Source organism: Streptosporangium longisporum, assembly GCF_039534895.1.
In the GTDB taxonomy this organism is placed as follows: domain Bacteria; phylum Actinomycetota; class Actinomycetes; order Streptosporangiales; family Streptosporangiaceae; genus Streptosporangium; species Streptosporangium longisporum.
The window spans coordinates 70548-90529 of record NZ_BAAAWD010000012.1 but is presented as its reverse complement, the minus strand read 5'-3'; the positions used below and the strand labels follow the sequence as shown (position 1 = coordinate 90529).

The following is a 19982-nucleotide window of genomic DNA, read 5'->3' as shown; positions in this document are numbered from 1 at the left end:
GGGGCCGCGCGCCGGCTTCTCAGTCGGCGGCGGGTCCCCGGTGGCCCGGCCGTTCCTCCCGGTCCTCCGCCGGGTCTCCCGTCCCGTCACGGTCGTCGCCCCGGCCGCCGTCCCGGTCGCCGTCCGGGGCGTCGCGCCGGTCCCCGTCCTTGCGGCGCAGCCGGTGCAGGGTTCCCGCGTGCGCGCGCTCCTCGGGGTGGGCGCGCACCCGGCGCATGCTGGCGATGACGGTGATCAGCAGCACCAGGAAGATCACACCCAGGGAGAGCGGGGTGGAGACCTCGGGGAAGGACTTCGAGACGTCCTCGTGCAGGAACGACAGGATGAGCTTGAGGCCGATGAAGGCGAGGATGACCGCCAGGCCGATCGACAGGTAGACCAGCCGTTCCAGCAGGCCCTCGATCAGGAAGTACAGGGCACGCAGTCCCAGCAGCGCGAAGGCGTTCGCGGAGAAGACGATGAGCGGGTGGCTGGTGACGCCGAAGACCGCGGGGATGGAGTCGAGCGCGAACAGCAGGTCGGTGCTGCCGATGGCGATGAATACCACGAACAGCGGCGTGACCATCCGCTTGCCGTCCTCGTGGGTGACGAGCTTGCCGCCGTGCAGTTCCTCGGTGACCGGGAGCACCTTGTTCGCGCCGTTGATCAGCGGGTTGTTCTCGACGTCGGGGTCCTCGTTCCGGTGCCGGACGAGCTGGATCGCCGTCCAGATCAGCAGCAGGCCGAAGACCAGGAACGTGGGGGAGAAGAGGGTGATGGCGGCGGCGCCGACCGCGATGAGGATGGCACGCAGCACCAGGGCGGTGGCGATGCCGAACAGCAGCACCTTCTGCTGGTGTTCCGGCGGCACGGAGAACCGCGCCATGATGATCACGAAGACGAAGAGGTTGTCGACGGACAGGCTCTTCTCGACCATCCAGCCGGCGAAGTACTCGGTGGCGAGCGTGGCCCCGGCCAGCCACCACAGGACCAGGCCGAAGGCGATGGCCACGCCGATGTAGAAGACCGTCCACGCGGTGGCCTCGCGCAGGCCCACCGCGTGCGGGCGTCGCGCGGCCACCACGAAGTCGATCGCGAGCAGTACCACCACCAGACCGATGACCGCGATCCACATGCCCAACGAGTCGATCGCCATCCGTGTCCCCTCATACCGGCCGAGATCATTCGCCTTACCCGGCGTAAGGGGCTCCACACCATGCCCGGCGGCCACGGCGCCACCGCCCGGCGACCACGGCGCCACCGCCCGGCGACCATGGCGCCACCGCCCGGCGGGCCGCGCCCGGTCACCGGCCCGGCACCGGCCTGTGCCGGGCCTGTGCCGGGCCTGTGCGCAGGTGACGGGCCGACGGCCGCCGCGCCCGGCGGCCGTCCTCGGGCCCGGGGTCAGCCGCCCCCGCCGGCCCGGCGCTTGGTCCAGACGTCCAGCGCCACGGCGGCCAGCAGGACCAGGCCCTTGAAGAGCAGGACCCGCTCGCTGGGCGCGCCGATCAGTGACATGCCGTTGTTGATCACGGCCATGATCAGGCCGCCGGTGAGGGCACCGACCACCCTGCCGACCCCGCCCTGGACGGCGGCGCCGCCGATGAACGCGGCCGCGATGGCGTCCAGCTCGAAGTTGCCGCCCGCGGTCGGGCCGGCCTGGTTCAGCCGCCCGGCGAAGATGATCCCGGCGAGCGCGGCGAGCACCCCCATGTTGACGAAGATCCAGAACGTGACCGACTTGACCTTGATGCCGGACAGGCTCGCCGCGTTCAGGTTGCCGCCGATGGCGTAGATGTGGCGGCCGAAGACGGCGCGGTTGGTCATCAGCGTGTAGCCCAGCACCAGGATCGCCAGCAGCACCAGCACCCAGGGCAGGTTCTTGAACCTGGCCAGCTGCACGATGACCACCATCACCACCGCGGCGGCGGCACCGATCTTCAGCAGGAACAGCGGTAGCGCGTCGACCTTCTGCCGGTAGCCCAGCCGGGCCTGGCGGGCCCGCCACTGGGTGACGGCCAGCCCGCCCACCGCGACCAGGCCGACCAGCAGCGTCAGCAGGTCGGCGCCGCCGAGCGGGCCCAGGCCGATGTTGCCGAAGTAGCCGGGCACGAAGCCGTTGGCCAGGGTGCGGACCTGGTCGGGGAAGGGGCCGATGCCCTGGTTGCCGAGCACGGTCAGGGTCAGCGCCCTGAAGATCAGCATTCCGGCCAGGGTGACGATGAACGCCGGGATGCCGAAGTAGGCGATCCAGTAGCCCTGCCAGGCCCCGATGAGCGCGCCGGCGACCAGCGTGACGAGGATCGCCAGCGGCCACGCCACGTCCATGTCGACCATGAGCACCGCCGCGATCGCGCCGGTGAGCCCCACCACCGATCCCACCGACAGGTCGATGTGACCGGCGATGATGATCAGGATCATGCCGATCGCCAGGATCAGGATGTAGGAGTTCTGCACCACGATGTTGGAGATGTTCTGCGGGCTGAGCAGCTCACCGTCGGTCAGGACGGAGAACAGCACGATGATCAGCGCGAAGGCGATGTAGATGCCGCTCTGCCGCAGGTTGACCGAGAAACGGCCCGCCGGCGTCTTCGCGGGCACCAGGGGAAGGCTGCCGGTCGGTGGCGCGGTTTCTGTCGGGACCTTGCCGCTGCTCATTGTCTTCCCCTATTCCTTTTCCTTGGTCATGAACTGCATGAGCCGCTCCGGGGTGGCCTCCGCGCGGGAGACCTCACCGGTGATGCGACCGGCCGACATGGCGTAGATGCGGTCGCAGACGCCCAGCAGCTCGGGAAGCTCCGAGGAGATGACCAGAACGGCCTTTCCCTGCTCGGCGAGCCGGTTGATGATCGAGTAGATCTCGTACTTGGCACCCACGTCGATGCCGCGGGTGGGCTCGTCGAGGATCAGCACGTCGGCGTCGGTGAAGATCCACTTCGACAGCACGACCTTCTGCTGGTTGCCGCCGCTCAGCTTCCCGGTGACCGACAGCACGCTGGGAGCCTTGATGTTCATGCTCTCCCGGAAGCCGTCGGCGACCTCGTACTCCCTGTTGTCGTCCACCCAGCCGCGCCTGGCCAGCTTGCCCAGCGCCGCGGCCGAGACGTTGCGCTTGATGTCCTCGATCAGGTTCAGCCCGTAGCGCTTGCGGTCCTCGGTGGCGTACGCGATGCCGTGCTCGATCGCCTCGCCGACCGTGCGGACCTTGATCTCCCTGCCGTTCTTGTAGACGCGGCCGGTGATGCCCACCCCGTAGCTGCGGCCGAACACGCTCATCGCCAGCTCGGTGCGGCCGGCGCCCATCAGGCCGGCCAGGCCGACGATCTCGCCCCGGCGCAGCGTCAGGGAGGCGCCGGCGACCACCACGCGGTCGTGGTCGGCGGGGCTGTGCACGGTCCAGTCCTCGATCCGCAGCACCTCCTCGCCGATGTCCGGCTCGTGCGGCGGGAAGCGGTGCTCCAGGTCGCGGCCGACCATGCCGGAGATGATGCGGTCCTCGCTGACGTCGTCGCCGCGCATGTCCAGGGTCTCGATCGTCCGCCCGTCCCGCAGGATCGTGGTGGAGTCGGCGATGGCCCGGATCTCGTTCAGCTTGTGCGAGATGATCACCGAGGTGATGCCCTCGTCGCGCAGCCCGCGCAGCAGGTCGAGCAGGTGCGCGGAGTCCTCGTCGTTGAGCGAGGCGGTCGGCTCGTCGAGGATGAGCAGCCGTACCCGCTTCGACAGCGCCTTGGCGATCTCCACGAGCTGCTGCTTGCCCACCCCGATGTCCATCGCGAGCGTCGTCGGGTTCTCCCGGAGCCCGACGCGCTCCAGCAGCTCGGTGGCCTCGGCGTTGGTCCGGTTCCAGTCGATCAGGCCGCGGCCGGTCCGCTCGTTGCCGAGGAAGATGTTCTCCGCGATCGACAGGTACGGGCTGAGCGCCAGCTCCTGGTGGATGATCACGATGCCGAGCTTCTCACTGTCCCTGATGTCGGAGAAGCGGCACTGCTCACCCTCGAAGAAGATCTCGCCCTCGTACGAGCCGTGCGGATACACCCCCGAGAGGACCTTCATCAGCGTCGACTTGCCGGCGCCGTTCTCCCCGCAGATCGCGTGTATCTCGCCCCTGCGGACCACCAGGTTGACGTCCTGCAGGGCTTTGACGCCCGGGAACGTCTTGGTGATGCCGCGCATCCGGAGTATGTCGTCGGTCATGCCGCCCGCCTTCGCAAGGTCCCCTCCACCTTCCGAGCATCCGGCCGGCGGCGACGGGGGTCGCCACCGGCCGGATGTCCCGTCCGCCGTCGTGCCGATCGGTCCTACTTGAGCTGGTCCTCGGTGTAGTAACCGGAGTCGATGAGGACCTTCTTGTAGTTGTCCTTGTACACGATCACCGGCTCCAGCAGGTTGGAGGGCACGACCTTGTTGCCGTTGTCGTAGTCCTTGGTGTTGTTCACCTCGGGCTTGCCGCCCTTGAGCACGGCGTCGGCCATCTCGACGGTGACCGCGGCGAGCTGGCGGGTGTCCTTGTAGATCGTCGCGTACTGCTCACCGGCGATGATCGACTTGACCGAGGCGACCTCGCCGTCCTGGCCGGTCACGATCGGGTAGGGCTGGCCGGAGGTGCCGTAGCCGCTGCTCTTGAGGGCCGACAGGATGCCGATGGACAGGCCGTCGTACGGGGAGAGCACGCCCTGGACCTTGGTGTCACCGGAGTAGTACTTGGTGATCAGGTCCTCCATGCGCTTCTGCGCGGTGGCCGGGTCCCAGCGCAGGATCGCGACGGTCTTGAAGTCGGTCTGCTTGCTCTTGACGACCAGGGTGCCCTTGTCGATGTAGGGCTTGAGGGTGTCCATCGCGCCGTTGAAGAAGAACGTGGCGTTGTTGTCGTCGGGCGAGCCGGCGAAGACCTCGATGTTGAACGGGCCCTTGGCGTCGCCCTCGGAGCCGTCCTCCTTCTTCAGCTTGAGGCCGACCAGCAGCGAGGTAGCCTGCTGCACGCCCACCTTGTAGTTGTCAAAGGTGGCGTAGTAGTCGACGTTCGGCGAGTTGCGGATCAGCCGGTCGTAGGCGATGACCGGGATCTTCTTGTCGGCTGCCTGCTGGAGCTGGGTGGTGATGGCGGTGCCGTCGATCGAGGCGATGATCAGCAGCTTGGCGCCGCGGGTGATCTGGTTCTCGATCTGGTTGACCTGCGTGGGGATGTCGTTCTCGGCGTACTGCAGGTCGACCTTGTAGCCCAGCTTCTCCAGAGCGCTCTTGACGTTGTCGCCGTCGTGGATCCAGCGCTCGGAGGACTTGGTGGGCATCGTCACGCCGACCAGGGTGTCGGCGGGCGCGGCCGAGGCCCCGCTCGTCGCGGCCTGCTCCGAGGTCTTGACGCTCGAACCACAGGCCGTCACCCCCATGGCGAGAGCCAGGCTCACCGCTGCGGTGGCCAGCTTCGCGAACTTCATCGCATACCTCCAGTATGGGTATTTCTCGCGGGAGATGTGAGCGCTAACAAAAGGGTATGGGTCAGTTAAGGCGGTAGTGGCCACCACGTCAAGAGGGTGTTAACAAAGATCTTGGTGTAACCGGACCGTAACGCGGGAGACGCTTGACGCGGGGTGTTGTTAACGCTCACAGTCTGTCCCAAGCCACCAGAAGGAGCCGACCGTGACCGCGAACCGCGACCGCCGCCCACCGGTGATGGCCGACGTCGCGACGAAGGCGGGCGTCTCCCACCAGACGGTCTCCCGGGTGCTCAACGATCACCCCAACGTGCGCGCCGAGACCCGGGCCCGCGTCCTGGAGGCGATCGACGAGCTGGGCTACCGCCGCAACATGGTCGCCCGTGCCCTGGTCACCCGGCACACCCGCACCCTGGGCGTGGTCAGCTTCGACACCACCCTGTACGGCCCGGCCAGCATGGTCTACGGCATCGAGCAGGCGGCCAGGGCGGCCGGCTACTTCGTCAGCATGGTCAGCCTCAAGACCATCGACACCGCGGGCGTGCGCGACGCGCTCGGCTACCTCGCCGAGCAGGGCGTCGACGGCATCGTGGTGGTCGCGCCGCAACGCTCGGCCGCCCCGGCGCTGGCCGACGCGCCCACCGACATCCCCGTGGTCGCCGTCGAGGGCGGCCACGACGGCGACGTCTCGGTGGTCAGCGTCGACCAGGTGGAGGGCGCCCGCCTGGCCGTCCGGCACCTGCTCGACCTGGGCCACGAGACCGTCTGGCACATCGCGGGACCGCCGGACTGGCTGGAGGTCGAGGGACGGCTGGAGGGCTGGCGCGGCACGCTGGCCGCCGCCGGCCGTCCCGTCCCCGAGGCGCTGCCCGGCGACTGGAGCCCGAGGTCGGGCTACCGGGCGGGACTGCGCCTGGCGCGGACGCCCGGGGTCACCGCGGTGTTCGTCGCCAACGACCAGATGGCCCTGGGGGCACTGCGGGCCTTCGCCGAGCGGGGCGTGCGGGTGCCCGAGCAGATCAGCATCGTGGGGTTCGACGACATCCCCGAGTCGGAGTTCTTCACGCCCCCGCTCACCACGATCCGCCAGGACTTCGGGGCGGTCGGCGGGCACAGCATCGAAGTGCTGCTCAGGCAGCTGGAGGCGGGAGCGGAATGGTCCCACGAACGTCACGTCGTCCCGCCGCGGTTCGTGGCCAGAGCCAGCACCGCGCCGCCGGGCGGATGAGCGCGGACGTGTCGCGAACCGCACCGGAGGCCGGCACGGGCATCGGCGCCGGCATCGGCGTCGGATCTCGCCTCGGGACCGGCGTCGGATCTCGCCTCGGGACCGGCATCGGAGCCGGGACCGGCCTCGGCTCCTGCTCCCGTTCCGGCTCGGGCCCTCGTTCCGGCTCGGGCCTCCGTTCCGGTTCCGGCCCGGGCCCCGGAGATCCTCGTCGGGGGCCGGGACGTCCGTGCCCCCCGCACCCCTCACCATCGACCCGACGAGCCGCCCCCGGCGGACGGCCCGTCCCCGCGAGCACAAGGGACGTCGTATGACCGCACCCGATCCGATCCTGCGTATGACCGGCATCAGCAAGGAGTTCCCCGGCGTCAAGGCGCTGGACGGCGTGGACTTCCGGCTCCTGCCGGGCGAGGTGCACGCCCTGATGGGCGAGAACGGCGCGGGCAAGTCCACCCTGATCAAGGTCCTCACCGGCGTGCACCACATCGACGCCGGCGAGATCGAGCTGGCCGGCAGGCCCGTATCCTTCACCGGCCCGCTGGAGGCGCAGCGGGCCGGGATCAGCACGGTCTACCAGGAGATCAACCTCTGCCCGAACCTGTCGGTGGCGGAGAACATCTTCATCGGGCGCGAGCCGCGCCGCCTGGGCCGCATCCGCTGGGGCGAGATGCGCACCCGCGCCGCAGCGCTGCTCACCCGCCTGGAGCTCGACCTGGACGTGAACGCGCCGCTGTCGTCGTACTCGCCGGCCGTGCAGCAGATGGTGGCGATCGCGCGGGCGGTCGACATCTCCGCGAGCGTGCTCATCCTCGACGAGCCCACCTCCAGCCTGGACGCCGGCGAGGTCGCGCAGCTGTTCCGGGTGATGCGGCGGCTCAAGGACGAGGGGATCGCCATCCTGTTCGTCTCGCACTTCCTGGACCAGATCTACGAGATCGCCGACCGGATGACGATCCTGCGCAACGGCCGGCTGGTCGGCGAGTACCTCACCAGCGAGCTCGGCCAGGTCGAGCTGGTCGGCAAGATGATCGGCCAGGCGCTCGCCGACCTGGAACGCCTCGACGACAAGCCCAAGGACCTGTCCCCGGACGCCAAGGTCGTCGTCGAGACGCGCGAGCTCGGCCGGACCGGGGCCGTGGAGCCGTTCACCCTGACCATCCACGAGGGCGAGGTGCTGGGGCTGGCCGGGCTGCTCGGCTCGGGCCGCACCGAGATCGCCCGCCTGCTCTTCGGGGCCGACCACGCCGGCACCGGCGAGGTCGTCGTCGACGGGACGCCCACCTCACTGCGCACCCCGCGCGCGGCCACGTCCCACAAGATCGCCTTTTGCCCGGAGAACCGGCGCACCGAGGGCCTGATCGCCGACCTGACCGTGCGGGAGAACATCATCCTCGCCCTGCAGGCGGCGCGCGGCTGGGCCAGGCCGGTGCCGCGGCGGCGCCAGGACGAGCTGGTGGAGAAGTACATCTCCGCCCTGAAGATCACCCCGCCCAACCCCGAGCAGCTCGTCCGCAACCTCAGCGGCGGCAACCAGCAGAAGGTGCTGCTGGCCCGCTGGCTCATCGTCGAGCCGCGCCTGCTCATCCTGGACGAGCCGACCCGCGGCATCGACGTCGGGGCCAAGGCGGAGATCCAGCGGCTGGTCGCCTCCCTGTCCGACGGGGGCATGGCCGTGCTGTTCATCTCCGCCGAGCTGGAGGAGGTGCTGCGCCTGAGCCACCGGGTCGGCGTGCTGCGCGACCGGCACCTGGTGGCCCAGCTTCCCAACGACGACGCCCTGACCACGGACGTACTGATGCAGACCATCGCGAGCGGAGCCCGCACATGAACCAGGTGATCCGGCACCGCCTTTTCTGGCCGGCCCTCATCCTCGTGCTGCTGCTGGCCGTCAACGTCGTCTTCACCGACGGTTTCCTGTCGGTGGAGATGAAGGGCGGTCACCTCTACGGCAGCCTCATCGACATCATCCGCTTCGGCGCCCCCCTGATCCTGGTCGCGATCGGCATGACGCTGGTCATCGCCACCGGCGGCATCGACCTGTCGGTCGGCTCGGTGGTGGCCATCTCCGGAGCCCTGGCCTGCCTGCAGATCAGCGGGCTGGAGGACCAGAACGCCGTGGGCGGCGTCCTGACCGCGATCGGCCTGGCGCTGGCCCTCTCCCTGGTCCTGGGGGTGTGGAACGGCTTCCTGGTCGCCGGCATCGGCATCCAGCCGATCATCGCGACGCTGATCCTGATGGTCGCCGGCCGCGGGGTCGCCCAGCTCATCACCGACGGCCAGATCATCACGATCAACAGCACCCCGTACAAGCTCGTCGGCGGCGGGTACTGGCTGACCGTGCCGTTCGGCATCCTGATCGTGCTGGTCGTGCTCGCGGTGACCGCGTTCCTCACCCGGCGCCTGGCGCTCGGCCTGCTGATCGAGTCCGTCGGCGGCAACGCCGAGGCCAGCCGCCTGGCGGGCATCCGCTCCCGGGGCCTGATCATCCTGGTCTACACCTTCTGCGGGCTGTGCGCCGGCATCGCCGGGCTGATGATCAGCTCCAACATCTCCAGCGCGGACGGCAACGCCGCCGGCCTGTGGATCGAGCTCGACGCGATCCTCGCCGTCGTGATCGGCGGCACCTCGCTGGTCGGCGGGCGCTTCTCGCTCGGCGGCACCGTGCTCGGCGCGCTGATCATCCAGACGCTGACCACCACGATCTACTCCATCGGCGTGCCGCCGGAGACGACGCTGCTGTTCAAGGCGCTCGTCATCGTCCTGGTGTGCCTGCTGCAGTCACCCACCTTCCGGGCGAAGGTGTTCCGCCGCAGGGAACGCGGCCGTCCCGCCGCCCCCTCCTCCGGTACCGATGCGAAGGTGAGGATCCCGGCATGACCACCCCCAGCGTTCTCTCCCTGAACCGCCCGTTCCCGAGGGCGTACGTGCCGGTGCTGGTGACCGCCGGGCTCTTCCTGGCGATGTTCACGGCCGGCGGCCTGCGCTACGAGGGCTTCGCCTCCGGCCAGGTGGTGCTCAACGTCTTCGTCGACAACGCGTTCCTGCTGGTCCTGGCGGTCGGCATGACGTTCGTCATCCTCACCGGAGGCATCGACCTGTCGGTGGGGGCGGTGGCCGCGCTCGCCACGATGGTCTCGGCGAGCCTGGTGACGAACAAGGGCTGGTCCCCGCTGCTGGTCATCCCGCTGGTGCTGCTGATCGGCGCGGTGATCGGCCTGGCCATGGGCTGCGTGATCCAGTACTTCGACATCCAGCCGTTCATCGTGACGCTGGCCGGCATGTTCCTGGCCCGCGGGCTGTGCTACGTCATCGGCACCGAGTCGATCTCCATCACCGACCCCGCCTACACCGCCCTGGCCCAGACCAGGATCGACATGCCCGGCGGCGCGTTCATCTCGCCCAGCGTGATCGTGGCGTTCGTGGTGATCGTCATCGGGGCCTACGTGCTGCAGTACACCAGGCTGGGGCGTAACGTGTACGCCACCGGCGGCAGTGAGCAGTCGGCGCTGCTCATGGGACTGCCGGTGGCCAGAACGAAGATCGCCGTCTACACGATCAGCGGCTTCTGCTCGGCGCTGGGCGGGGTGCTGATCTCCTTCTACATGCTGTCCGGCAACCCGCTGCACGCGGTCGGCATGGAGCTGGACGCGATCGCCGCGGTGGTGATCGGCGGCACCCTGCTGACCGGGGGGGTCGGGATACCTGGTCGGCACCGTGCTGGGGGTGCTCATCCTCGGGCTGATCCAGACGATCATCAGTTTCGAGGGGACCCTCAGTCCCTGGTGGACCAGGATCGTCATCGGCCTGCTGCTGTTCGCCTTCATCCTGCTGCAGCGCCTCGGCGTGATCCGCCGCACCTGAACCACGGCCCCGGTGCGAGGGGTCGCACCGGGGCCCCGTCCACGGAGGTCCTGATGTCCCGGGAGAGCATGTGAACGTTAACAGTGATCGTTACACGGTCGGGGTCGACTTCGGCACGCTGTCGGGCCGCGCCGTGGTGGTGCGGGTGAGCGACGGCGCCGAGGTCGGCTCCGCCGTGCACGAGTACGCCCACCGGGTGATCGAGGACCGGCTGCCGGGGGGCGGAGCGCCCCTGGGCCCGGACTGGGCGCTGCAGTCGCCCGAGGACTGGCGGGACGTGCTGCGCACGGCGGTGCCCGAGGCGGTGGCCGCGGCCGGCGTCTCCCCGTCCCAGATCATCGGCCTGGGCACCGACTTCACCGCCTGCACCGTGCTGCCGGCCACCGCCGACGGCACCCCGCTGTGCGAGCTGGAGGAGTTCACCGGCCGGCCGCACGCCTGGCCCAAGCTGTGGAAGCACCACTCGGCGCAGCCGCACGCCGACCGGATCAACGCGGTCGCCGCCCGCCGCGGGGAGAGCTGGCTGCCGCGCTACGGCGGGAAGATCTCCTCGGAGTGGTCGTTCGCCAAGGGCCTGCAGGTCCTCCAGGAGGACCCGGAGATCTACGACCGCGCCGAGCGCTGGATCGAGGCCGCCGACTGGATCGTCTGGGAGCTCACCGGCGTGGAGACCCGCAACGTCTGCACCGCCGGGTACAAGGCCGTCCGCCAGGACGGGCAGTACCCGTCGAAGGAGTTCCTCGCCGAGCTCGACCCCGGCTTCACCGGCTTCACCGCCAAGCTCGGCGGCGAGCCGTCGCCGCTCGGCGGCCTCGCGGGCCGGCTGACCGCCCGCGCCGCCGAGTGGACCAAGCTGCCGGAGGGCACCCCGATCTCGGTCGGCAACGTGGACGCCCACGTCACCTCCGCCGCCGCCGACGCGGTCCGTCCCGGCCAGATGGTCGCCATCATGGGCACCTCCACCTGCCACGTCATGCCGTCGGACACCCTGGCCGAGGTCCCCGGCATGTGCGGGGTGGTGCGCGACGGCATCGTGCCCGGACTGTGGGGGTACGAGGCCGGCCAGTCGGGCGTCGGCGACATCTTCGGCTGGTTCGTCGAGACCTCGGTGCCCGGCTCCTACGAGCGCGAGGCCGAGCGGCGCGGGCTGAGCGTGCACGGGTACCTCACCGAGCTCGCCGCGGCCCAGCCGGTCGGCCGGCACGGCCTGGTGGCGCTCGACTGGCACAACGGCAACCGCTCGGTGCTGGTCGACCACAACCTCTCCGCCGTGGTCGTCGGCCAGACGCTCGCGACCCGGCCCGAGGACACCTACCGCGCGCTGATCGAGGCCACCGCGTTCGGCGCCCGTACGATCGTGGAGACCTTCGAGGCGTCCGGGGTGGCCGTCACCGACTTCGTCGCGGCCGGCGGGCTGATCAAGAACCGTTTCCTGATGCAGGTCTACGCGGACGTGCTGCGCCGCCCGATCTCGGTGATCGGCTCCGAGCAGGGATGTGCCCTGGGATCGGCGATCCACGCCGCCGTCGCGGCCGGGGCATACCCCGACATCACCGCGGCGTCGGCCGCGATGGGCGGGCGCGGCGAGACCGTCTACCGGCCGGACCCCGGCCGCGCCGACGCCTACGACCGGCTGTACGCCGAGTACCGCCGGCTGCACGACCACTTCGCCGACGGAGCGATGCTGCACGGCCTGCGGGCCCTGCGCTACGAGGCGAGCCGACCCGGTGACGAGAAGGAGGAGGACGCGTGAGCGGCGTCACGGTACGGAGGCTCCAGGAGACGGTGTGCCGTCTCCACGAGGAGCTGGTCCGCTACGGCCTGGTCGCCTGGACCGCAGGCAACGTCTCCGGCCGGGTCCCGGGTGAGGACCTGTTCGTCATCAAGCCGTCCGGGGTGTCCTACGACGACCTGACACCGGAGTCGATCGTGGTGTGCGACCTGGACGGCGAGCTGGTCGAGGGCGAGCTGTCGCCCTCCAGCGACACCGCCGCGCACGCCTACGTCTACCGGGCGATGCCGCAGGTGGGCGGGGTGGTGCACACCCACTCCACCTACGCCTCGGCCTGGGCCGCGCGCGGCGAGGCCATCCCGTGCGTGCTGACGGCGATGGCCGACGAGTTCGGCGGCGAGATCCCGGTCGGGCCGTTCGCGCTGATCGGCGGGGACGACATCGGCAAGGGCATCGTCGCCACCCTGGAGGGCCACCGCTCCCCGGCGGTCCTGATGCAGAACCACGGCGTCTTCACCGTCGGCGCCGACGCCCGCGCCGCGGTCAAGGCCGCGGTGATGTGCGAGGACGTCGCGCGCACCGTGCACGTGGCCCGCCAGCTCGGCGAGCCGCTGCCGATCGCGCGACCCGACATCGACCGTCTGTACGACCGCTACCAGAACGTCTACGGGCAAAGGAGTCCGCGTTGACCGTCCACGAGCGTGAGATCTGGTTCCTCACCGGAAGCCAGGGGCTGTACGGAGAGGAGACGCTGGCCCAGGTCGCCGAGCAGTCGCGGCGCATCGCCGAGGAGCTCGGCGAGCGGCTGGCGTTCCGCCTGGTGTGGAAGCCGGTGCTCACCGACGCCGCGGCGATCCGCCGGGTGTGCCTGGAGGCCAACGCGGCCGACGACTGCATCGGGATCATCGCCTGGATGCACACCTTCTCCCCGGCGAAGATGTGGATCGCCGGCCTGGACGCGCTGCGCACCCCGCTGCTGCACCTGCACACCCAGGCCAACGTGGAACTGCCGTGGAGCTCCATCGACATGGACTTCATGAACCTCAACCAGGCCGCCCACGGCGACCGCGAGTTCGGCTACATCCAGTCCCGGCTGGGCGTGCCGCGCAAGACCGTCGCCGGGCACGTGAGCGACCCGGCCGTGGCCGCCCGCGTCTCGGCCTGGGCACGGGCCGCGGCAGGCCGCGCCGAGGTGGGCACGCTGCGGCTGGCCCGCTTCGGCGACAACATGCGCGACGTGGCCGTCACCGAGGGCGACAAGGTCGAGGCACAGCGGCGCTTCGGCGTCTCGGTCAACACCTACGGCGTCAACGACCTGGTCGCCGTCGTCGACGCCTCCTCCGACGCCGACGTGGACACGCTGACCACCGAGTACGAGGACACCTACAAGGTCGCTCCCGAGCTGCGCGCCGGGGGCGAGCGGCACGACGCGCTGCGCTACGCCGCCCGTATCGAGCTGGGGCTGCGCCACTTCCTCACCGAGGGCGGCTTCGGCGCGTTCACCACCAACTTCGAGGACCTGGGCGGGCTGCGGCAGCTTCCCGGCCTGGCCGTGCAGCGCCTGATGGGCGACGGCTACGGCTTCGGCGGCGAGGGCGACTGGAAGACCTCGGTGCTGGTCCGCACGCTCAAGGTGATGTCGGCCGGCCTGGAGGGCGGCACCTCCTTCATGGAGGACTACACCTACCACCTGACGCCCGGCGAGGAGGTCATCCTGGGCGCGCACATGCTGGAGGTCTGCCCGACGATCTCCTCCGGGGTGCCCTCCTGCGAGATCCACCCGCTGGGCATCGGCGGCCGCGAGGACCCGGTCCGGCTGGTGTTCGACGCCGAGCCCGGCCCGGCCGTGGTGCTCGGCCTGGCCGACATGGGGGACCGGTTCCGGCTCGTGGCCAACGAGATCGACGTGGTCGCCCCGGCCCAGCCGCTGCCCAGCCTGCCCGTCGCCCGCGCGGTGTGGAAGCCCCGTCCCTCGCTGAGCACCTCGGCGGAGGCCTGGCTGACCGCGGGCGGGCCGCACCACACCGTGCTGTCGGCCGCGCTGACCGTCGAGGAGCTCACCGACTTCTCCGACATGCTCGGGGTCGAGCTGCTGGTCATCGACGCCGACACCACCCCCCGCCAGTTCGCCAAGGAGATCCGCTGGAACCAGGCGTACTACCGCCTGGCCCAGGGTCTCTGAGGGGAGCGCCGGGACCCCGGCCCGGGCGGACGTCCGCCCGGCCGGTCCGGTCCGTGCCCCTGTCAGGGGTACGGGCCGTACGCGCCGCTCAGCCCGCCTCCGTGGCCGGGGGCTCCCCGGGAGGCGGATCGACGGACACGGGCGGCGACGGGGGCGGCGCGGTGGAGGAGCGGACGACGAGCTCGGCGCCGACGGTGTAGCGGCGCGGTTTCAGCTCCTGGCCGTCGATCGAGCGCAGCAGGAGCTCGACGGCGAGCCTGCCGAGCTCGTGGGCGCCGGTGTCGACGACCGTGATCGGCGGGCTCCACCACTCCAGCAGCGGCATGTCCTCGAACGCGACGACCGACAGGGCGGACGGGACGTCGACACCGGACCTGGCCAGCACCGGCAGGGCCCCGTAGGTGGCCTCGTGGTTGGCGAGCATCAGCGCGGTCGGCGCCCGCTCCGCCCCCAGCAGCTCGCCCATGGCCCGTGCCCCGTACGCCACCTCGAACGGGCCACGCCGGACCAGGTCCGCGTCCGGGGTCAGGCCGGCGTCACCGAGTGCCTGGACGAACCCGGCGTACCGGTCACGGCCCGAGGTGGTCTCGGGCGGCCCGCCCACGAACGCGATCCTGCGGTGCCCCAGGTCGAGCAGGTGGCGGGTGGCCGACACGGCGCCCTCGCGGTCGGCGGCGAGCACGGCCGGCCCCTGCGAGCCCTCGATCTCCCGGATCAGGTCGATGACGGTGATCCCCGAGGCGCGCAGCTCGTTGACCTCCTTGACGTTCCGGCCGGTGCCCACGATCAGGACGCTGTCGACCTGGTGGTCGCGCAGCAGCCGCAGGTAGTCCGCCTCGACCGCGGGGTCGGCGTTGGTGATGCAGAGCAGCGCCTGGTAGCCCGAGGCGACCAGGCGCCGCTGCACGGCCTCCACGACCGTGTGGAAGGTGTTGTTGACCAGGTTGTTGAGCACCAGCCCGACCAGCCCGGAGCGGCGGGTCCGCAGGCTCGCGGCGGCCAGGTTGCGCCGGTAGCCCAGGGAGCGGGCGGTCCTGGAGACCCGCAGGCGCGTCGACTCGGAGATCTCCGAGGACCCCGAGAGCGCGCGGCTGGCCGTGCTCACCGAAACCCCGGCGGCTGCCGCGACGTCGCGGAGCGTGGCGGCCATGTCCTCACCGTTCCTCAGGGCCGGCGCTGTCCGGCCGTCCGGGTGTCCCCTAGATCATCATCTCGGATGATACGGCCCCCGATGCCGACGAACGACACGTCCCGGTACGCATTCAGATCACGAAGGGGATCGTCGCGCAGCGCGATGAGGTCCGCGGCGTAGCCGGGGGCGATCCGGCCCAGACGGGACGAGGCCCCCACCAGCTCGGCCGCGGTCAGCGACGCGGACCGGATCACGTCGAGGTTGCTCAGCCCGGCGGTCGCCAGCAGGAGCATCTCGTGCACGTGCGCGCTGACCCCGTCCACGTCGTCGCCCGGCGGGTAGTCGGTGCCGGCCACGATCGGCACGCCCTCGCGCACGGCCGTGCGGATGCTGTCCAGGTGCCGGTCGGCCGCGTCCAGGGCGTTGCGGATGGAGAACTCCTCGAACCCCTTGGCCCGCATCCAGCCCTCCGAGCGCGTCACGCAGAGCGTCGGGGTCAGGAACGCCCCGGCCTCGCGCATCCGCCGCGCGGTCTCCTCGTCCAGGTCGTAGGCGTGCTCGAAGGACCGTACCCCCTGGGCGAGGGCCTGCCTGATGGCCTGCCAGGCCCCGGCGTGCGCGGCGACGTAGGTGTCGTGCTCGTGGGCCGCCTCCACCGTCGCCCGGATCTCCTCGTCGGTCATCTCCGGCTCGGCGAAGTCCTCGCCCTCGTGCGCCAGCCCGCCGGTGATGAAGATCTTCAGGTGGTCGGCGCCCGCCCGCAGCTCCTGCCTGGCCGCCGCGCCGAACTCCCCGGCGCCGGTGGCGTACGCGCAGGCGCCGCCCTTGCCGTGCCCCTCGGGACGGGAGATCGCCCGGCCCGCGCCGAAGATCCGCGGGGCGTCGATCCAGCCGTGCGCCGCGGCCTCGCGCAGCAGCAGGTCCGCGCGGTTCTGCTCGTGCACGCACCGCAGTGTGGTGACCCCCGCGCGCAGCGCGTCCTGGGCGCGGACCGCCGAGCGGTACGCGGTGAGCGCGGGGTTCTCGGCCTCGTCCGTCGCCGAGAACGGGTAGACGACCGACAGGTGCGTGTGGCAGGAGATGAGGCCGGGCAGCAGGTAGCGGCCCCCGAGGTCGTGGACGTCGGCACCCGGGGGAGGGCCACCGGAGGTGATCTCGGCGATGAGCCCGTCGTCGGTCCGGACGCTCCGGCCGCGCAGGACCGTGCCGGACTCCACGTCGACGATGTTGCAGTTCGCGAGCCACACGGTGGGGGCTCCTTCCGGGACAGGGGGACGGACGGGCAGGACGGGAGCGGGGACGTGACCGCGACGGGCACGGGGCGTGGCCGGGACGGGCACGGGGGGCGTGGCCGGGACGGGGGGGAGGGGGCGGGGGACGGGACGTGCGGCCGGGGCGGGAGCACCCCGGCCGCGGGTGCGGAGGGCGGGTCAGGGGCGGGGGGTGAGCGGGACGGTGAGCGGCTCCTTCACCACCGGGCAGGCGACGCTGTGCCCGGGGGCGACCTCCAGCCGTTCCGGCACCCGGACGGCGCACTCGGGCAGGGCGAGCGGGCAGCGCGGGTGGAACCGGCACCCCGTGGGGGGCGCGGCCGGGTCGGGCACGTCACCGGGGAGCGGCGCCGGGAGCGTCCCGGAACCGTCGGGCCTGGGCACCGCGTCGATGAGCGCCCGGGTGTACGGGTGCCGGGGACGGGCCCACAGCTCGTGGGTGGGGCCGTGCTCGGCGATGGTGCCCAGGTACATGACGGTGGTCACGTCGGCGATCTGCCGCACGATCGCCAGGTCGTGTGAGATGAACAGCAGGCCCATGTCGAGCTCCCTGGCCAGGCCGACCAGGAGCGTGGCCACCGACGCCTGCGCCGAGGCGTCCAGCGCCGAGATGGGCTCGTCCGCGACGATGCAGCTCGGCTCGGCGGCCAGCGCCCGCGCGATCGCGATCCGCTGGCGCTGGCCGCCGCTGAACTCGTGCGGGTAGCGGCCGGCCGCGTCGACCGGCAGCGCGACGCGCTCCAGCAGCTCCCGTACCCGCCCGGCGTCGCGCCGGTGACCGGCGAGCCGCAGCCCGTCGTTGATCTGCTCGCCGACGCTCCGGCGGGGGTTCAGCGACGAGAACGGGTCCTGGAAGATCATCTGCAGCCGGCGCTGGGCGACCGGCCTGGCCCGCCGGGTGAGCGGCGCCACCGGTGTCCCGTCGAAGACGACCGTGCCCGACGACGGGGCCAGCAGGCCCACCGCGGCCTTGCCCAGGGTGGACTTGCCGCAGCCCGACTCGCCGACCAGGCCGACGATCTGCCCTCGTTCGACGGAGAGCCCGGCTCCCGCGACCGCGGTCACCGGCGGCCTGCCCGGCGTCTGGTAGGTGACGACCAGGTCCCTCATGTCGAGCAGGGTCATGAGGGGACCTCCCGGGAGAGCGGCGGACCGGAGAGCGGCGGGCCGAACGGGTCGACCGGGCAGGCGGCCGAGTGCGCGGGCGCCAGCTCGACGAGGCCGGGCAGCCGCTCGACGCACGACTCGCGCGCCCACGCGCACCGGGGGTGGAAGGGGCAGCCAGCGGGCGTCGTACCGGCGGAGGGCGGCTGGCCCGGGATGGGACGGAGCTCGGAGGTCTCCTCCTCCGGGTGCGGCAGCGCGTCCAGCAGGCCGCGCGTGTAGGGGTGGCGGGGCTCGGTCAGCACATCCCGGCGCGGGCCGTTCTCCACGACCCGGCCGGCGTACATGACCGAGATCCGGTCGGCCAGCGAGGACATCACCCCCAGGTCGTGGGTGATCAGCAGCACCGACATGTCCCGCTCCCGGCGAAGCCGGTCGAGCAGCCGCAGGATGCCGGCCTGCACGGTGACGTCGAGCGCGGTGGTCGGCTCGTCGGCGATGATCACCTTCGGGTCGCAGGCCAGCGCCACCGCGATCGCGATGCGCTGGCGCATGCCGCCGGAGAACCGGTGCGGGTAGGAGCGCAGCGCCTGCTCGGGGCCGGGGATGCGCACGGTCTCCAGCAGCTCCAGCGCCCGCGCGCGGGCGTCGGCCCTGCTCACCCTGCGGTGGTGGCGCAGGTGGTCGGTGATCTGCCGCTCGACGGTGAGCATCGGGTGCAGGGACGTCATCGGGTCCTGGAACACCATGGCGATGTCGCGTCCGCGCACGTCGCGCAGTGCCCGCTGCGGCAGCGCCAGCAGGTCGCGGCCCTCGAAGAGGATCTCCCCGGTGGTCCGTGCCCCGCCGGGGAGCAGGCCGAGCGCGGCGAGCGCGGTCATCGTCTTGCCGCTGCCGCTCTCCCCGGCCAGCCCGACGATCTCACCGGGACGCAGGACGAGGTTCATGCCGCTGACGGCCGACAGCCGGGCGCCGCCGCGGCGCGGCAGCGTGACGGTGAGGTCGCGGACGTCCAGGACGGGCGCGGGCGCGCCGGCCGGCTCCGAGGGGGCGCTCATGCCCGCCCCCTGCGTGCCGAGCGCGGGTCGAGCACGTCGCGGACGGTGTCGCCGAGGAAGTTCGCGGCCAGCACGACCAGCAGGATCGCCAGGCCGGGGAAGACGCCGAGCCACCACTTGTCGAAGTACTGCGCGCCGCTGGCCACCATGGACCCCCACTCCGCGACCGGCGGGCGGGCGCCCAGGCCGAGGAACGACAGCCCCGACAGGGTCAGCACGGCGTTGCCCACGTCGAGCGCGGCCAGGACCACGATCGGCCCGACCACGCCGGGCCGTACGTCGACCCAGAGGGTGCGCAGGCTGGAGGCGCCCAGCAACCGGCTGGCGTGCACGTAGTTCTCCTCCCTCATGCTGAGGATCATGCCGCGCACGACCCGCGAGTAGGCGGGCCAGCTCACGATCACGACCGCCAGCACCGCGTTGACCAGGTCGGGCCCGAGCGCCGCCACCACGGCCATCGCCAGGATGATCCCGGGGAAGGCGAAGACCAGGTCGGCGCTGCGCATGATCAGCCCCTCGGCCCAGCCGCCGAAGTAACCGGCGATCGCGCCGAGCAGGGTGCCCACCGCGCAGGCGACGGCGACCAGCAGCAGGGCGACCGGCAGCGAGAGCCGGGCCCCGTAGATCACCCGGCTGAACACGTCGCGGCCGATCTGGTCGGTGCCGAACCAGTGCTCGGCCGAGGGCGGGAGCAGCTTCATCGAGTCCTGCGCGATGGGGTCGTACGGCGCGACCAGCGGGGCCGCGATCGCCAGGAACAGGAACAGCGCCAGGATGACCAGGCCGATCACGCCCAGCGGCCTGAGCCAGGGCGAGCGCATCGCCGAGGCGTCCTCACGGTCCAGGCGGCGGGCGGCACGCGCGGAGGCCCTGAGGCCCGGCGTTCCCGCGTTCACCGTCGCGAGGTCCACGCCTCCGGGGCCCACGCCTCCGGGCTCCACGCCTCCGGGGCCCACGCCTCCGGGCTCCGCGTCTCCGGGCTTCATGCCTGCGGGCTTCA

16 protein-coding genes are annotated in these 19982 nt (G+C 71.4%); 7 read left to right on the top strand and 9 right to left on the bottom strand.

Annotated features, from left to right (window positions below; all coding sequences use genetic code 11):
* Positions 1–19: 19 nt before the first annotated feature.
* The 4 genes from ABD832_RS21665 to chvE all read right to left on the bottom strand — a co-directional run bounded on the left by ABD832_RS21665 (position 20) and on the right by chvE (position 5417).
* Positions 20–1135, bottom strand: a complete 1116-nt coding sequence (locus ABD832_RS21665; RefSeq protein ID WP_344898291.1) for a TerC family protein — start codon at positions 1133–1135, stop codon at positions 20–22.
* A 248-nt stretch (positions 1136–1383) separates the two neighbouring features.
* Positions 1384–2637: a multiple monosaccharide ABC transporter permease gene (gene mmsB, locus ABD832_RS21660; RefSeq protein ID WP_344898289.1), complete on the bottom strand. Its 1254-nt coding sequence runs from the start codon at positions 2635–2637 to the stop codon at positions 1384–1386.
* A 9-nt stretch (positions 2638–2646) separates the two neighbouring features.
* Positions 2647–4176, bottom strand: a complete 1530-nt coding sequence (gene mmsA, locus ABD832_RS21655; RefSeq protein WP_344898287.1) for a multiple monosaccharide ABC transporter ATP-binding protein — start codon at positions 4174–4176, stop codon at positions 2647–2649.
* A 104-nt stretch (positions 4177–4280) separates the two neighbouring features.
* On the bottom strand, positions 4281–5417 hold the full coding sequence (gene chvE, locus ABD832_RS21650; RefSeq protein WP_344898285.1) for a multiple monosaccharide ABC transporter substrate-binding protein: 1137 nt from the start codon (positions 5415–5417) through the stop codon (positions 4281–4283).
* 235 nt (positions 5418–5652) lie between these two features.
* Here chvE and ABD832_RS21645 point away from each other — a divergent pair, with 235 nt between their 5' ends.
* The 7 genes from ABD832_RS21645 (at position 5653) to araA (ending at position 14417) form a co-directional block, all read left to right on the top strand.
* Positions 5653–6642 carry a LacI family DNA-binding transcriptional regulator gene (locus tag ABD832_RS21645; RefSeq protein WP_413224548.1) on the top strand — a complete coding sequence of 330 codons (990 nt, stop codon included), beginning with the start codon at positions 5653–5655 and terminating at the stop codon, positions 6640–6642.
* Positions 6643–6952: 310 nt separating this feature from the next.
* Positions 6953–8470: a sugar ABC transporter ATP-binding protein gene (locus ABD832_RS21640; RefSeq protein WP_344898281.1), complete on the top strand. Its 1518-nt coding sequence runs from the start codon at positions 6953–6955 to the stop codon at positions 8468–8470.
* Entirely contained in the window at positions 8467–9519 is a 1053-nt protein-coding gene (locus tag ABD832_RS21635) for an ABC transporter permease (protein ID WP_344898279.1), read from the top strand. Before ABD832_RS21640 ends, ABD832_RS21635 begins: the two co-directional genes overlap by 4 nt.
* A complete protein-coding gene (locus tag ABD832_RS21630; RefSeq protein WP_344898277.1) occupies positions 9516–10577 on the top strand; it encodes an ABC transporter permease subunit in 1062 nt (353 codons plus the stop codon). The genes ABD832_RS21635 and ABD832_RS21630 overlap by 4 nt, the downstream gene beginning before the upstream one ends.
* The gene (gene araB / locus ABD832_RS21625) at positions 10574–12256 is read left to right on the top strand and encodes a ribulokinase (protein ID WP_344898275.1); all 1683 of its coding nucleotides are present in this window, start codon (positions 10574–10576) and stop codon (positions 12254–12256) included. Before ABD832_RS21630 ends, araB begins: the two co-directional genes overlap by 4 nt.
* Positions 12253–12924, top strand: coding sequence for an L-ribulose-5-phosphate 4-epimerase (locus ABD832_RS21620; protein WP_344898273.1), 672 nt, complete (start codon positions 12253–12255; stop codon positions 12922–12924). The genes araB and ABD832_RS21620 overlap by 4 nt, the downstream gene beginning before the upstream one ends.
* Positions 12921–14417, top strand: coding sequence for an L-arabinose isomerase (araA, locus tag ABD832_RS21615; RefSeq protein WP_344898271.1), 1497 nt, complete (start codon positions 12921–12923; stop codon positions 14415–14417). Before ABD832_RS21620 ends, araA begins: the two co-directional genes overlap by 4 nt.
* Before the next feature lie 88 nt (positions 14418–14505).
* Here the strand turns inward: araA and ABD832_RS21610 are convergent, their stop codons facing one another.
* The 5 genes from ABD832_RS21610 to ABD832_RS21590 form a co-directional block, all read right to left on the bottom strand.
* The gene (locus ABD832_RS21610; RefSeq protein WP_344898269.1) at positions 14506–15567 is read right to left on the bottom strand and encodes a LacI family DNA-binding transcriptional regulator; all 1062 of its coding nucleotides are present in this window, start codon (positions 15565–15567) and stop codon (positions 14506–14508) included.
* A 14-nt stretch (positions 15568–15581) separates the two neighbouring features.
* Positions 15582–16796 carry a metal-dependent hydrolase family protein gene (locus ABD832_RS21605; RefSeq protein WP_344898267.1) on the bottom strand — a complete coding sequence of 405 codons (1215 nt, stop codon included), beginning with the start codon at positions 16794–16796 and terminating at the stop codon, positions 15582–15584.
* A 183-nt stretch (positions 16797–16979) separates the two neighbouring features.
* Complete coding sequence (locus ABD832_RS21600) at positions 16980–17945, bottom strand: ABC transporter ATP-binding protein (RefSeq protein WP_344898265.1); 966 nt, start codon at positions 17943–17945, stop codon at positions 16980–16982.
* The gene (locus tag ABD832_RS21595) at positions 17942–18982 is read right to left on the bottom strand and encodes an ABC transporter ATP-binding protein (RefSeq protein ID WP_344898263.1); all 1041 of its coding nucleotides are present in this window, start codon (positions 18980–18982) and stop codon (positions 17942–17944) included. Before ABD832_RS21595 ends, ABD832_RS21600 begins: the two co-directional genes overlap by 4 nt.
* Positions 18979–19968 (bottom strand): ABC transporter permease, encoded by a 990-nt coding sequence (locus ABD832_RS21590; RefSeq protein ID WP_344898261.1) that lies wholly within the window; start codon positions 19966–19968, stop codon positions 18979–18981. The genes ABD832_RS21595 and ABD832_RS21590 overlap by 4 nt, the downstream gene beginning before the upstream one ends.
* Positions 19969–19982 lie beyond the last annotated feature (14 nt).